General features: G+C 35.0%; 9 protein-coding genes. 1 reads left to right on the top strand and 8 read right to left on the bottom strand.

Going from position 1 to position 15,366, the window contains the following annotated elements; all coding sequences use genetic code 11:
* Positions 1-373 precede the first annotated feature (373 nt).
* From HMPREF3023_RS02450 to HMPREF3023_RS02425, 6 genes are read right to left on the bottom strand one after another with little or no spacing between them, the layout of a single operon-like run.
* Positions 374-1,066, bottom strand: coding sequence for an LrgB family protein (locus HMPREF3023_RS02450; protein ID WP_070700269.1), 693 nt, complete (start codon positions 1,064-1,066; stop codon positions 374-376).
* The gene (locus tag HMPREF3023_RS02445; protein WP_070700268.1) at positions 1,059-1,409 is read right to left on the bottom strand and encodes a CidA/LrgA family protein; all 351 of its coding nucleotides are present in this window, start codon (positions 1,407-1,409) and stop codon (positions 1,059-1,061) included. The genes HMPREF3023_RS02450 and HMPREF3023_RS02445 overlap by 8 nt, the downstream gene beginning before the upstream one ends.
* Before the next feature lie 10 nt (positions 1,410-1,419).
* Positions 1,420-2,391, bottom strand: a complete 972-nt coding sequence (locus HMPREF3023_RS02440) for an electron transfer flavoprotein subunit alpha/FixB family protein (protein ID WP_070700267.1) — start codon at positions 2,389-2,391, stop codon at positions 1,420-1,422.
* 12 nt (positions 2,392-2,403) lie between these two features.
* Positions 2,404-3,180 (bottom strand): electron transfer flavoprotein subunit beta/FixA family protein, encoded by a 777-nt coding sequence (locus HMPREF3023_RS02435; RefSeq protein ID WP_070700266.1) that lies wholly within the window; start codon positions 3,178-3,180, stop codon positions 2,404-2,406.
* 10 nt (positions 3,181-3,190) lie between these two features.
* Complete coding sequence (locus HMPREF3023_RS02430) at positions 3,191-4,327, bottom strand: acyl-CoA dehydrogenase family protein (RefSeq protein WP_070700265.1); 1,137 nt, start codon at positions 4,325-4,327, stop codon at positions 3,191-3,193.
* A 19-nt stretch (positions 4,328-4,346) separates the two neighbouring features.
* Positions 4,347-5,759 carry an FAD-binding oxidoreductase gene (locus HMPREF3023_RS02425; protein ID WP_070700264.1) on the bottom strand — a complete coding sequence of 471 codons (1,413 nt, stop codon included), beginning with the start codon at positions 5,757-5,759 and terminating at the stop codon, positions 4,347-4,349.
* 171 nt (positions 5,760-5,930) lie between these two features.
* Between HMPREF3023_RS02425 and HMPREF3023_RS02420 the strand changes: the two genes are divergently transcribed.
* Entirely contained in the window at positions 5,931-7,367 is a 1,437-nt protein-coding gene (locus HMPREF3023_RS02420; RefSeq protein ID WP_070700263.1) for a hypothetical protein, read from the top strand.
* Positions 7,368-7,980: 613 nt separating this feature from the next.
* On the opposite strand, the gene HMPREF3023_RS02415 is transcribed toward HMPREF3023_RS02420, so the two are convergent.
* Both HMPREF3023_RS02415 and HMPREF3023_RS02410 read right to left on the bottom strand, forming a co-directional pair.
* Positions 7,981-14,565, bottom strand: a complete 6,585-nt coding sequence (locus tag HMPREF3023_RS02415) for a S8 family serine peptidase (RefSeq protein WP_070700262.1) — start codon at positions 14,563-14,565, stop codon at positions 7,981-7,983.
* 368 nt (positions 14,566-14,933) lie between these two features.
* On the bottom strand, positions 14,934-15,176 hold the full coding sequence (locus tag HMPREF3023_RS02410; RefSeq protein WP_070700261.1) for a type II toxin-antitoxin system RelB/DinJ family antitoxin: 243 nt from the start codon (positions 15,174-15,176) through the stop codon (positions 14,934-14,936).
* Positions 15,177-15,366: the final 190 nt, after the last annotated feature.

The following is a 15,366-nucleotide window of genomic DNA, read 5'->3' as shown; positions in this document are numbered from 1 at the left end:
GAATAGGGAGTTTCTTCAAAGGAGTCGGATTTGCTAATATAGAAACGATTATTTAAAGGCAGTCTTAAAAAGAGGCTGTCTTTTTAATATGACTTCAAGCTGAAGGCGACTAAAAGGAGTCTGAAGCTATGAAAAATCTTATCCAGCGATAATAAAGGAACACAGATTTATCAAAATTTCTTGCAGAATTTGATCAAGTCTCAGCCATGCTAACGAATAGAGACCATTGTCGAGTGAGTCGGATATTTTGAAATAATATAAATTAAAAAAGCTTGGTGAAATTTTACACTCACCAAGCTTTTTTAATGATTATACCTATTGAGGGAGACAATAGGCCTTTATATACATATTCTTTACTTATATTTATTATAAATCAAAATAACATCTCTATAACTCTCATTGCAACAGGCATTAGGATTACAGTCACAAGACCTGCCACTGCAATAGAAAGTCCACTCATAGCCCCTTGGATTTCTCCAAGCTTTCTCGCTTCAGAAGTACCAACAGCGTGAGAAGAAGTACCAATGGCAACTCCTTGTGCAGTTGGGTCCTTGATCCTAAAGAGTTTCATAATAAGTGGAGCGATTACTGCACCAGTAACCCCTCTTATAACTACAAGGACTGCAGTTATAGCTGAGGCACCACCATACTCTTCAGAAAGAGAAATTGCAATTGCTGTTGTAATTGATTGTGGAGTTGAGGATACCACAAGATTTTCGTCAATGCCCAAAAAGCTTGAAACGAAAACAACAAAAAATACAGCAATAGCAGAACCTAAAATTGTTCCAGAAAGAATAGGGATTAAGTTCTTCTTAAGTTCTGGAAGGTTTTCGTACAAATCAACTACCATGGCAACTGTAGCAGGAGCGATAAAGAACATAATAAAGTCCCCGCCTTGCTTGTAATCTTCATAAGGAATACCAGTTACCTTTAAAAATAATATACATAGAGCAATGGATATTAAAAGAGGATTGGCCAAAGGAGTCTTTAGTTTCTTGTTGATCATCTTACCAATTTCAAAAGTTGCAAAGGTAAGGATGATACCAAAATATTTATTACTAAACATCTTTCCTCCTTTGAAGCAATTCTATAATCTTGCCAGTTAGGCCCATAGTGACAGCAGTACCAATAATAACTAATCCAACTAGAAGGCCTGCTTGGCCCTTTATCTCATCATAGCTATTGATAATACCAACACCAGCTGGCACAAAAAGAATAGCTAGGTTTTGTAGGATACCATTTGAAGTCTTTTTAACATCATCTGGTTTAATAATTCCTACTGCAAAAGCAATAAATAGATAAATCATCCCGTATACCGCTTCAGGTATTGGGAAGTTTATCAAGTGTCTTGTCGCTACCCCAAGCATTAAACATACACAAAGTATGACAAATTCCTTTAAATAATTCATAGGTCACCTATTAAGCGTTAGCTTTTATTTTCTTAATTTCTTCAATAAATAGTGGAAGAACTTGTTTACAATCTCCAACAATTCCAATATCAGCCATATCAAAAATAGGAGCGTCTTCGTCCTTGTTGATAGCTACAATAAAGTTTGAGTTTTCAATACCAGAAACGTGTTGAACAGCACCACTTACACCACAACCGATGTATAGGGCTGGAGCAACAATCTTACCTGATTGACCAATTTGTGAAGCCTTTGGAAGTACACCATCGTCAATAACTGGTCTTGTTCCTGAAATTGGAGCACCAAATACGTCAGCAAGTTCCTTTACAAGTGGGAAGATTTCATCAGATGATGCACCCCTACCACAAGTAACAATAATTGGAGCATCTTCAAGGTTAATTAGTCCTTCATTTGCAGTAACAATATCCTTTATTACAGCCTTTAGGTCCTTAACTTCATCAATATTTTCTTCTACAAGATTGCCTGCACCGTTAAGGTCGTCTCTCTTGTCAAAGGATCCTGCCCTTACAACAGCAATTCTTGGAGCCTTTTCGATTTTTGATTCAGTTAAAACAGTTGCACCATAAGAAGGAGTTACATAGATTATGTCCTCACCTTCGAACTTGATGTCCATTACGTTAGTAATAGAAACTGTGTCTAGACTTGCAGCAGCATATGGAGCTAGGTCCTTACCGTCAAGAGTTCCTGGGATAAATATGTCTTCACAGTCATATTTTTTAGAAACTTCAACAATAATATTTGCGAAGTCTTCTAGGTTATAAGCTTCTCTTTTTACAAGTACAATTTCTTCTGCTCCAGCAGCCTTTAGCTTAGCTAATTCATCATCAGCAAGTTCAAAATTAATAAGAGCAACTGACTTGCCACCCTTTTCTTTTGCGATTTCACTTGCCTTAGAAAGAGATTCTAAAGAAAGTTTAATAGGAGCAGCGTCTTTAATTTCTATATAAGTTAATATATTTTTCATCTTTTCCTCCTATTATAAAACCTTTTGTTCTACCATTAGGCTAATAGCCTTAGCTACAGTATCTTCAACTTCTTCTTCTTGGATCTTAACTCCAGCTTCCCTCTTCTTAGGTTCGAAATCCTTAATTTCTTCAAGAATTGGGCTAGAAGTTGCTTCTACTTCGAAGTCATCAATCTTTTGTCTTCTTGCAGCCATCTTAGATTTTATAGTAGGATATCTTGGCTCATAGTCTGGTTTAGCAATAGTTACAACACATGGAAGAGAAGTTTCAACTTGTCTATATCCACCGTCGATTTCTTGCTTAGTTACAAGCTTGTCCCCATCTTTTTCCATTGCGATAACAGATGTAACAACACCAAGATCATTTTTATTTGCAAAGTAAACTCCAACTTGTGAAGCTTCTGCATCTGTAGTTTCTTTACCGAAGCAAATTACATCAAAAGCACCAAGTTCTGCTTCTAATTTTTCCTTTGCTCCCATTAGAATTTCAGTTATAGCCTTAGCATCAAGCTTTCTATAATCATCATTCTTAACTAAGTAAGCTTTGTCAGCACCAACTGCTAGACAGTTTTTAAGAGAGTTCTTAACCTCTTCATTTCCTATAGAAACTACAACTACTTGACTTTCTTCATCTTCTTGAGCTTCCTTTAATCTTACAGCCATTTCTAGGGAGTAAGTGTCGAAAGCATTAACAACAGGCGTGATATCAGAGATAGCAGCTCTGTCCTCTTGGACAGAAACTGCTACTGAATCATCAGGCACTTCTTTTATAAATACTAGAATATTCATTATATAATCCTTAACCTCTCAATAAATTATTAGAAACTACAATTCTTAAAATTTCGTTAGTACCTTCAAAGATTTGGAAGATCTTAGCATCTCTTAGAAGCTTTTCAACAGGATATTCTCTTGAGTATCCATATCCACCAAATAATTGGATAGCATCTTCAGCAACTCTCATAGCTATATCAGAAGCAAAGCACTTAGCAATTGCTGATTCTCTATTGTATGTTAGTCCCATGTCCATTCTAGTAAGAGCGTTAGCAACCATTTGTCTTGCAACTTCTGTTTGAATGTCCATGTCTGCTAATTTAAATTGGATAGCTTGGTTCTTGTTAATTTGTTTACCGAATTGGATTCTTTCAGTTGTATATTTTTTAGCTTCGTCAATACCTCTTTGAGCAATACCAACAGCGATACAACCCATCCAAGCTCTTGCTTGGTCAAGAGTCTTCATTGCTATAGAGAATCCTTGTCCTTCTTGGCCTATAAGGTTCTTAGCAGGAATTCTACAGTCTTCAAGAACAACGTCAGTTGTGTTTGAAGTTCTGATTCCCATCTTGTCTTCTTCCTTACCGGCACTTAGTCCAGGAGTTCCAGCAGGTACTAAGAACATTGATAGTCCCCTAACACCTTGAGACTTGTCTGTAGCTGCAGTAATACAGTAGTAAGATGCAACAGCACCGTTAGTGATGAAGCACTTTCTTCCGTTTAATACGTATTCGTCGCCATCCTTAACAGCTGTAGTAGTTCCTGCACTAGCGTCAGAACCAGCACCTGGCTCAGTTAGACAGAAAGCTCCAAGTCCACCTTCGAAAGTTACATCAGCAATATATTCCTTTTGTTCTTGGTTTCCAGCAATAAGAACTGGTTTCATACCAAGACCAGATGCAGAAATTGTAGTAGCAAAACCAGCGTCAGCCTTAGCCATTTCTTCAAATAGGGCAGCTATATCAACCCTAGAAAGACCAGGTCCACCTAGTTCTTCAGGAACTTCAAGGGCAAAGTAACCTTGTTCCTTTGCCTTTTCATAAAGTTCTTCTGGGAATTCGCCAGTCCTATCTGCTTCCTTACAAACTTCTACAACTTCTTTTTCACAAAAATTTCTAATATCTAAAAGTAAGTCCTGTGCTTCTTCTGAAATTAAATATGGCATTAATTAAAATCTCCTTCTATTAAACAACTTTATCTGGGTTAAGAATTAAGTTTGGATCAAATACTTTTTTGATTCCTCTCATAAGTTCAGTGTTAACTTCGCCTTCGAATTCGTGTAAAAAAGCCTTCTTACCGTATCCAATACCGTGTTCACCAGAAATTTGTCCACCAAACTCATAAGCCTTCTTGTAAATGTCATTCATGAATACATCAACTTGCTTAATAAATTCTTCTTTTTCCATGTCATTTGAGCAAGTGTAGATGTGTAAGTTACCGTCACCAGCGTGACCAAAAGACTTAACTTCAAATGGGAAGTCCTTTGCTCTTTCATTTACATAGTGAACGTACTTAGCAATCATGTTGATAGGCACAACAACGTCACATTCGTCAAGAAGCTTAGTTTGAGATTCAATTGCTTCTAGGAAAGAAGATCTAGCAGCCCAAGCTTCCTTCATCTTGTTTGGAGTGTCAGCAACTAAAATGTCAATTGCTCCAGCTTCCATAAGAACTTCAGCAGCTTGTTCAACAATATCGTTAAGTGCATCTTCATCTTCATCATCAAAAGTGATAAGAAGGTAAGCACCAATTTCAATTCCTTCTAATTCCTTAGGGAAAGTTGACTTTCCAATATAGATTTCTGACATGTCAACAATTTCTTTTTCCATGAACTCAATAGCTTGAGGATTTAAGTTAGCCTTAAATAATTGTGGAACAGTAGAAATACAAGTGTCAAGATCTTCGTAAGGAACGATTAAAGACATAGTTTCCTTAGGAGCTGGGATGATCTTAAGAGTAAGCTCAGTGATAATACCAAGGGTACCTTCAGATCCAATCATAAGGTCCTTAAGAGAGAAACCAGTAGAAGTCTTAGAAACAGTTGCACCAAAAGTAGTGATTTCACCAGTTGGAGTAACAACTTCCATAGAACGTACATAGTTTCTAGTAGTACCATACTTAACAGCTCTCATACCACCAGCGTTAGTTGCTACGTTTCCTCCTAAAGTAGCGAACTTTTCACCTGGATCAGGTGGGTACATGTAACCCTTAGACAAGCAGTCTTCAGCAAGGTCGTTTAAAAGAACACCAGGTTCAACCCTAACAACCATGTTTTCTTCATCATAATCAAGAATCTTGTTCATTGATTGCATGTTGATCATAACTCCACCGTGTCTAGAAACACCAGCACCAGTAAGACCAGTACCAGCACCTCTTGGCACTACAGGAATCTTATTTTCATTACAAATCTTTACAACCTTAGCGATTTCTTCAGCATTAGTTGCGTCAACAACAAGTTCAGGTTGTCCTTCACCGTAAATAGGCATTTCATCGTGGAAGAAGTCGATGTTAATCTCTTCGCCAACGTAAGTCTTGCCTGATACAGCATTTTTAATTTCTTCTATTACGTTTTCTGTAACAGTATTATAATTTACCATTTTTTCCCTCCAATAATTCATTAAAAATATTATTGTCTTTATTATATAATGGACAACTTGAAAAAAATTGTTTTCCCGCTTGAAATCTCTTGAATTTTTTCGACAATATTTGACTTTTATTCAAGCAAATAATATAATTATCTTGTATTTATAAGAGATTGGAGGGATTTTATGTGGCAATACAGACAGGCCTTTAAGACATTAGTGGACCTGACAAATACAAAACTTTCCACAATTGCCTTTACCCTAGGTTATGACATATCCTACATAAGCAAGTGGAACAGTGGAAGAAAGCTACCATCATCAAAGAACATCTACACAATAAATAGGAAGCTGTCCACCCTATTTGCCAAGGTCATAGTAGAAGAAGACAAAATAGAGGAATTTTTCCTTGCCTTCAACTTGAATAATAAGGAAATCTTGACTAAAGAGTCAAAAAAGGCCCTAGAAGTCTTAATATACAAGCTCCTAAACGAAGCCTACATGAACTCCAACCAGGACCTTCCCATGGACAAGGTCTCAAATACAAATCTCATCTTCAAAAACTCATCAATAGACAAGGAACTAAAAGAAATTTTGGAGAAAACACTTGGGAAAAAGAAAAAAGTTGACATCTGGGCAACTTTTGACATAAATAGTCACTTCGCCCAAATCCTCTTGCAAGTTGGCAAAAACTTGTATAAGGACGTGGAATTCAACCTCCACCTCCTTTGCAAAAAAGAAGACCTAGAAGACTTTGATATCCTAAAAAATATCACAGACAACTCTAGGATCAACATAGAGCTTTATGAGGACCCAGGCCTTGACTACAACTTTATCCTAGTAAGAGATACTGCCTACTTCATTCTTAGAGAAGAAGCAGCCTTCTCCTTCCTTACCCATGGAGAAGAACTAGACACCCTCTTTGAAATCACATCTTTTATAATGGGACTTTTCAAGGGTCTCAACAAGATAATAGTATTCTCTCAGCCAGAAGAACTAGCAAAGTCCAGCTACAGGAAGTACTTCTACTCAGATAGCGACTTCCTCTTCCTATCTAACTACGGCTTTGAATTCTTGCTTCCCAATCAAATCATCGACAGGATAATCCAAAAGATCGATGACGAGAAAGACTTCAAGAAGGCAGAAGCCGAGAACATCAAGCTCCTTTGGGAAGAACTCTTCGCCGATGCAGAGATCAACTTCTTGACCACAAGGACGGGCCTCTTAAAATACTTCGAGACAGGAGAAATTTACTACTGCTCCATAAGAGCAAGGCTCTCCATCGAAGAAATCGAAGCCCACTTGAACAACATAATTTCAGTTATGAAGAAAAACAAAAACATAAACTTCTACATCATCAAGGACAACAGGGCCCTCCAAGCCATGGGCCTAGACAAATTTAACTTCTTCATAAGCGAAAACAACATGTTCTTCAAGAAGATAGACGAAGACGGAAGGCTCACTTCAACATCCCTTGTCACCGACTCCAAAATTCATCACAAGATCCACGACAGATTAGAAGAAATAATGGAGTCACCCTACAGCCAGAAGTACGAAGTAGATGACCTGGAAAAACTCTTCCATAAATACGCCCAAGTCTTTAAAAAAATGTCTCACAAGGCATAAGACTAATGGGAAGAAATTATCAATTATTTATTTAGAATTAGTAAGAAGAAAATTTAGATTAATTAAAACAAATTTATTTAGAAAAAACATCGCTTAAAAAAATATTTATTTAGAAGAACTTAAATTAAAAATTTATTTTAGAAATTATTTTAAGTCTTAATAATAAGACAAGACTTCAAGAAAAATAATAACAAGCAAAAAACAATCACTCTATAAAATTAACTAACCAAAAACGAAAACATACTAGAAAAAGCTATGAGGATAACCCCATAGCTTTTTTTTCTTGGCTGAGACTTGATCAAATTTCTGCAAGAAATTTAGATAAGTCTGCCCGCAGATTTTTGCTTGTCAAAAATCTGTGTTCCTCTATTATAACTCGATCAAATTTCTGCAAGAAAATTTTATAAGATCTTCAAGAGACTTGCCAAAAATTCTTATTCCAGAAAAAAAAGCATCCCTTTTTTATAATCTACTAGCTCTTTTCCAATAATATCCTATTTTAAATCTTATCTTTCCGAAATAATCATATCTTTTTTCAAGCTTATTTTTCCCCTAAGAAATAAAATAAGAGACTCGATTTCTCGAGCCTCATAGTTTTGTTATTAGGGACCTATTACTTAATTTCAAATACCACTTGTGCAATTTGTGCCCTTGTTAATTTTTCTTTTGGCATGAAGTTTCCATCATCCATTCCCTTGATTAGACCTAGTCTAACCATTTCTCTTACAGATTCCTTAGCCCAATCTGAAATATTATTTTCATCTTTAAAGCTAATATTAACATTCTCTTCTTTGTTATTTATCTTATGGACCTTGTTAAATCTTGATAAAAAGGCACACATTTCTTCTCTAGAAAGTTCCTTGTCTGGCATAAATCTACCGTCGCCAAATCCACTCGCTATTTTATTTTTATAAGCCCAATCAATATATGGTGAAAAATACTTGTTTGCATCGATATCATCAAAGACCTTGTCCTTATACTTACTTGCATCTACATTTGCAAGCCTGCCAAGTATAGTTACAAATTCAGCCCTTGTTAGACTCTTATCTGGCATAAAATTGTCTAATTCAGCAATATCTTTAAAATAATTTTTATCTACTGCAGAGATGATAGCCTTCTTTGCCCAGTGATTTTCAATAGAACTTGGACTCGAATTGTAAGAGGAGAAGATACTTCTACTTGTATTTTTGCCAATAGAATTTGTCACAACTTTACTTGTGTTTTCATGACTTCTCCTTCTAGGAATACCCTTATCCCTATTATCTTCCCTTTCAATAGAATTATCAGCTGGCTTATTCTTATCTGACGGCCTGTTTTCATCAGACGGCTTATTCTTATCTGATGGTCTGTTTTCATCAGACGGTTTATTCTTATCTTCCTCTGATTCATCCTTGTCCATATCTTTCCAGGAAGCTGTAATAGTTATATCTGAAGCAATTATAATTTTATCTCCTGGCTTCTTCTTGTCTCTATTTCCAGAAACAATCCAACCATCAAAAACCTTTCCACTTGGTGCAGTGAAGGTATTTTCTGGAAGCCTTATTTCTTCCTTATCTCCAACATTAATATCTTGTATCCTTCCACTTCCACCATTTGCTTCAAATTCAACCCTGTGTCTAATTTGACTAACTTCTTCAAAATTTGGAGTGATTTCAATATCCTCTTGACCTATAAAGATGTGTCCTGGTTTTTGATTTACCCCTCTGACATTCCATCCTATAAATTTTTTACCCTTTCCTTCTTGTCCATTAAATTCTGGAAGTACAAAATCTTCGCCTTTATTTACAAATTGATCTTTTCCATTAATCTTTACTTTTATCTTTTTATTTTCTATTTCAGTAATTTTATCTGAATTAAAGTCAATAGAATAAATTTTTACACTTGTGTTTCTTGCATAGTCTGAGGCTACTACTTTTACTTCAACTTTTCCATCTCTTGTATAAGCTTCAAGTGACTCATTAGGATTAAATTCCTTTCCATTTGCAAAAATTTTAATTTTTTCTATACGGCCAGGTTTGTCTTTATCTCTCTTATCTGTAACCTTTAAATAAGCTTTTTTATCCCCATAGCTTAAAGTAATTGGGTTTTCTGAATTATCATCCATAGATAATTTTATATCTGGTTTAACATTGTCTAAATAGATCCTATATTGCGATAAAATTCCACCTTCAGGGCCATTTAATTTATAGTCCTTAGCAGACCAATCCATTACATCATTGTCCCTTACATCAAATGTAACTTCAAAATCCTTTGAGTTGTCAGATTTCAAATCACCATAAATCAAATATTGGTCTATCATTGATTCATTTATTCTAAGATGCCAGTTGAAGCCACCCTTGTCTCCAATCCTTCCTCTTAGGGTGTGCGGACTCTTCCTAACATAAAGTTCTCCTTTTTCTCCATCACTGTAAGGATTAAATGTATCTTGGTCCATGTCTAATTGAACTTCATCCCTATCGATGTAAAGACACTTGCCCATTTCTTCAACTAAGTTTTCTTCTTTAAGCTCTTCGCTGCCATCTAACTTGTAAATTTCATATCTAATTACATTAAAACCATCAAGCCCCCTTATATGTGCATCAATAGTCTTTACATCCTCATCATTATTTATGAAATCTTCTCTATAGTTAGCATCTAGGCCTGTCTTACCTGGATTTCTGGATATAACCCTAACTCCATAACCCTTACTTATCCTAAGTTCATCTTTTACTTCATAATAAACTTTTCCATTTTCATCCTTTTTCTCTTGAAGTTCGCCACCTAATTCAGCTTTTCCAAGTTCAATAATGCTTTTTTGTGAAGTTAAAAGTTTTGATTTTTGCTTTTTCTCTACACTATCATTTATTTCCTTTGGCATTCTAAGGAAAATACTATCGCTTTTCTCCTTGCCATCAACTACATATAATTCGATATCGCCCTTGTAGTCAATTCCCTTAGTATTATCTACATCATCCTTATTTGCCCATAGATTAAACTTGAAAGAGTGAGTATTTTCATCATAAGAACCTGGAACTTTTTTCACTTCTTCTCTCTTGTTTGTCTTTTCCATTCTTGTAGATCTAAAATAAATTTTTGCATCAGGAGATACATTCTTTACATGGCCACTTAGGTCAAAGCCTCCCCTTTCGTCAGGGACAATCTTTCCAATATAACCCATGGACATTAGTGTCTCCACATCCTTATCCTCAAATTCCATAGGAGAACCATCAGAATATTTAGAAGGAATTCCATATTTATCTACTGAACTTATATCTCCATAATCATAATCTATACTTGTATCTCCAGTAAATGGATTAGTAATCTCTATTTCTTTTGGCTTTATAATTCTCCTTGTGTCCTCTTCAGAAAGCGGCTTTACATAAGAATTGTCCTCAAGTTCTACTTCAGGCTTTTCACTAATATTTTCTCTATTATTTTTTTCTAGCTCCTTCTCATTCTTGTCTTCTTGGTCATCTTTAATTTCTACATTTTTAAGTTTAGATGCATCAATTTCTCCAAGCTTAGTATTTTCATTTCCTTCCAAATAATAAGCAAGTTTTCCATCCTTAACTTCATCGTCAAACTTAACCCTATAAAGATTAGTGAAGTTTGATGCCCCATCAAGTGCAGCCACCTCTAAAGTCTTGCCAAGAAGGTTTTTATTTGCTCCAAGAATTTTGTAAACAGAATTTCCTTCCTCGTCCATTTCAAAACTTCCATACTTGTCAACTTTTCCAGTATTTACTACCTTTAAATTCTCTTCGATTTCTCCATATTCATCGACAAAAGCAGCACCAGCAAACCATACCTTGTTATTAGTTACTGTAAAATCACTTAAATTCTTTTCTTGATCCCTTTGGAATAAAGTCTTACTGTGATCGTTTTGAACATTGTAAGTATCCTTAACCTTTAAGATAATCTCATCAGGATTATCTGCATTTAAGCTGATAATTTGAGGTGGAGTCCTATCAATTTTTACAGGAATATAAGAAACTTGATAAGGATAATTTGGAGAAAGCCTGTATTGGAATTTGTAATAGTATTGTCCTTCTGCTATAGGATCAAATTTTCCTTCCACATAATTTGGATCATTCTTATCTTCTGCGTGAGGATTATAAATCAATCCGTCCCATCTCAAATCTCCATAGACTTTTAATTTTGATGACTTAATTCCCTTAGCATCACTTCTCTTAGAATTTAAAATTCCCTTTATAAAATGATCCACTGTAATTACCTTGAGGTCTTTTTGATCTTTTTCATCCATAGTATTTACAATGGAAATTTTGCAATCAGAAGCTGATCTTAGTATCAAAGGACTAGGTGTAAGCCCCCTGTCAATTTCATTTCCAGAAATAATTTTACTTTCCCCACTAGAATTCATATTGAAGTCTTGTGAGTTATTAAAAGCAAACAATTCAGGGTCTTGGTCTAGAGTCTTATTTTCAGTTTCCCTATTTTGAATTACACCAGCTGGTTTAAACAAATCTATACCATGTTCACCACCACGGCCCTTGTTTAAAGTGCCAGGAATTTTTGGATTGCCCTCATCATCATAACCTACAATCCCCTTAGACCTAGAACCATCTTCCCAGGCCCACTTATCTATAATAGGCTCCTTATTCCAATCTCCAGCAAAACCCATCACAGGCATTGAAAGTGAAGGTTGTGGATCTTTTACATTCTCCTTCTCTTCCTTAGATTCGAAATTAATAAAGGCCTCTACGAACATATCCTTGTCCCTTGCTTCTCCAACATTAAGTGTAGCACCTAAGTTAAATGAACCCCTTGCAGGAATTGTAATTTCGTCTTGTGCAAAACTTATACTTGCTCCCTTTACCTCTTTAGGATGAATTTCTGCAATGTTTTGAATACCATCCTTACTAGCTTCATCCTTATACTGTTCATCTAACTTTTTCTTATTAACTTCTCCATCAGTAGTCACCTTCGAAGAAGAAACCTTAACAGTAATATCCCTATCAGAAGGATTGTCTATATTTATAGTAAAATCTTTTTTGTCAGACTTTATTTCTTTAAGAGAAACTGCTCCATAGGAGTTCATTTCTCCTACTGAATCTTCCACCTTATATGACACAATTAAATTACTCTTCAATGCCCTCTCAACATTAATAAGACCAGATCCCTGTTGTCTTGGCGATGCAAATAGATAATTACCCTTGCCGTCATCTGTTGTTGGATCAATCATTGGTCTTGAAGTATTCTGAAGCATTATTTTAGTAAGAGAAGTTACATCAATTCCCCTTGCCTTAATAACAGGTTCCTTGACAAGTTCCTTTACCCTTGGTCTAATTAAGACAGTAGAAGCAGAAACAACAGGCGCTGCCATAGATGTTCCTGACATATATTGATAATTGTCCACACCATCTATCTTGTTTAAAGTTGAATAAATATTCTTACCTGGAGCAGATACATCTGGCTTTAACATCAAGTCTATTCTAGGACCCCAAGAAGTGGATCCAGCTGGCACATTAGTATCTTCCCATTGAATCTTATGATCCAAGAATTTTATACTAAGCTCTTTTTCCTCTCCAAGCTTAGGCTTTTTAGAATTATACTTCTCCATATCAATTCTATAGTCAGAATTCTTTGACTTGAAATCTTCTTTTTCATCAGGCTTCCTGCCGCAAATCATATCCCATATTAACTTACCATCCATACCTGATACAGAAAAAACAGGAACTCTTGTATTTTCATCTTCTTCATATCCCATGGCAGGAATATTTTCCCAATCATCTCTGTTGTAATAGGACACAGTATTAACTACAATTACACCCCTTGCCCCCTTATCAAATACCTTTTTAAAAGAGTATTTTAAGTCCTTGGTATAGATCCTATCCATTACAACAATCTTATCTTTTAAATCCTTGCCAGCAATATCTTCATCCTGGCATTGTCCCAAATATATGAACTTGTACTTATCTTGTTTAAAATTTCCCTTATCGAAGAAGGCACCAATTTGTGAATACCTAAAATCCTTGCCTCCAATATTTACACCTTCATATTCGATTTTTGTATTTCTTGAAGAAGCAACAGCAATAGCATCTTCATGAGCTGCTGTCCTAGTAACATTACCAGTATCAGTCATCTTAAGAGAATTATTCGCATACCTGTCCCATGACGAGCTAGAAGATGAAGTTGCATAATTACCTGTAGCTACACAAATAGGAATTCCAGCCTTTCTCAAAGATCTAATGGCCTGCCAGTACTTTTCTCCAGCCAAACCAGTTCCTGTGAAGCCAGAAGAAACAGAAATAACATCAACATCATGTTTTATACAGTCTTCAAAGGCGTGAAACATAGTCTCATCACCAGCAAATCCATCACTTGCATCTGAATACATCTTGTAGGAAAAAAGTTGAGCATTAGGAGCAATACCCCTTATTCCCTTATGGGCCTTAATATCTTCATCAGTATCATTAGCAGCCAAAATTCCAGCAATGTGCATGCCATGTGGGTCATGATAATCTGAACCATCATCATACTTCTCTGTTGTTATCTTGCCACCATTTAAGTAATTAAAAGAATGTGGCACCTTATCAGAAAGCCAAAACTCCTTATCAGAACCTTTTAGATCATTCTTTTTTAACTTTAGAGAATTTTTAGCATCATCATCAATACGCATAGCCTTATGACTTGCATCCATACCCGTATCAATGTTGGCAATAATCATCCCTCTACCATCATAGTTCTTACCAAGATTTGCATTAATTGCATTTAAACTTTTTAAATAGTCGCTTGCCCTGTCGACACCAACAAGTTTTCTTGCATTTTCCATAAGAGGAACTAACTTGCCAGCCCTTTCAACGTCCTTTACACCCTTGATGCTTTTTAGTTTATCAAGCTCCTCAGGATAAGCCTCAACAGAAACAGCCTGGAACAAAATATCGTACTCATAAAGAATTTTTACATCCTTAATTTCTTTTAAGCTATGTATGACTTGATCCTTATTGGCTTTATCATCAAATTCTACAAAGTAAACTACCTTTTCCCTCTTAACCTTTACGCCAGCTTCCTCTTTTTCAAAATCTTCAAGAATTTTACTCTTCTTAAGATTCATTTCCTTTTGACTTCTTACAATTCTTTCAGTCTCACTTAAAGGCTTGTTAATATTATTTCCTTCAGCAAAAACTCCATTAAAAGAACTCATTACAAAAATTAAAGATAAACCTAAAGATGAATATCTTTTTAAATTTTTATTCATATTACCTCCAAATATTTATAAATAATAACGCTTATCATTATTTGCGACCTTTAGAGTTTAACACATTAATTTTTGAATTTATATACAAAAATCCAATAATTTACAACATAATTTTATAATCAAAAATTTAAAAATTTTACTCACTTTTCCCCTTAGTAAAAGGCTTAAATAAGCCAATATAATTTTTTTTAAAATTATTAATCTTTTAATATTATTACCGGAATTTTTATAAGACCAAAGAGTTCTAAAGAACAATAAAATAATCTTCCATATCTTAAAAATTAACTAAGCAAAAACAAAAGTAAAAACAAAAACAAACTAAAAAAAGCTATGAGGATAACCCCATAGCTTTTTGCTTTCACGAAATTTTATTTATGATTTATAAGTTTTAACTTACCTTTCTTATATTCCCTATACTTTCTTTCAAGATATTCAATATTCTTATCACAATAAAAAAGATTTCCTAAGATCTCATCAGGTAACTTCCCATCATCAGCAATTTCTTTAAGGAAAATATTTATCGAATCATCAATACTGATACCCTTGTCCTGGCACACCTTATTAACTTCTTCTAAAATTTCATCATCAATATCAATAACTAATTCAGCCATAAAACCATCCCCAATTCCTTTACAAGCATTTTATATCACATAAAATTAAAATCAAGATAATTTTTATTAAAAAGCTCCTTGCCAAGAATATCATATGTAAAAAATTGTCATGCTTTCAAGTCGAAGACCTTCGGCCAAAATCGCATTGTCTGAGCGATAGCGAGTTTGCGATTTTAGAAGGTCGAGATTT

It is taken from the genome of Peptoniphilus sp. HMSC075B08 (assembly GCF_001815405.1).
Lineage (GTDB): Bacteria > Bacillota > Clostridia > Tissierellales > Peptoniphilaceae > Peptoniphilus_A > Peptoniphilus_A harei.
Note: the sequence above shows the minus strand (reverse complement) of the source record. Positions and strands in the feature narration are given on the sequence as shown.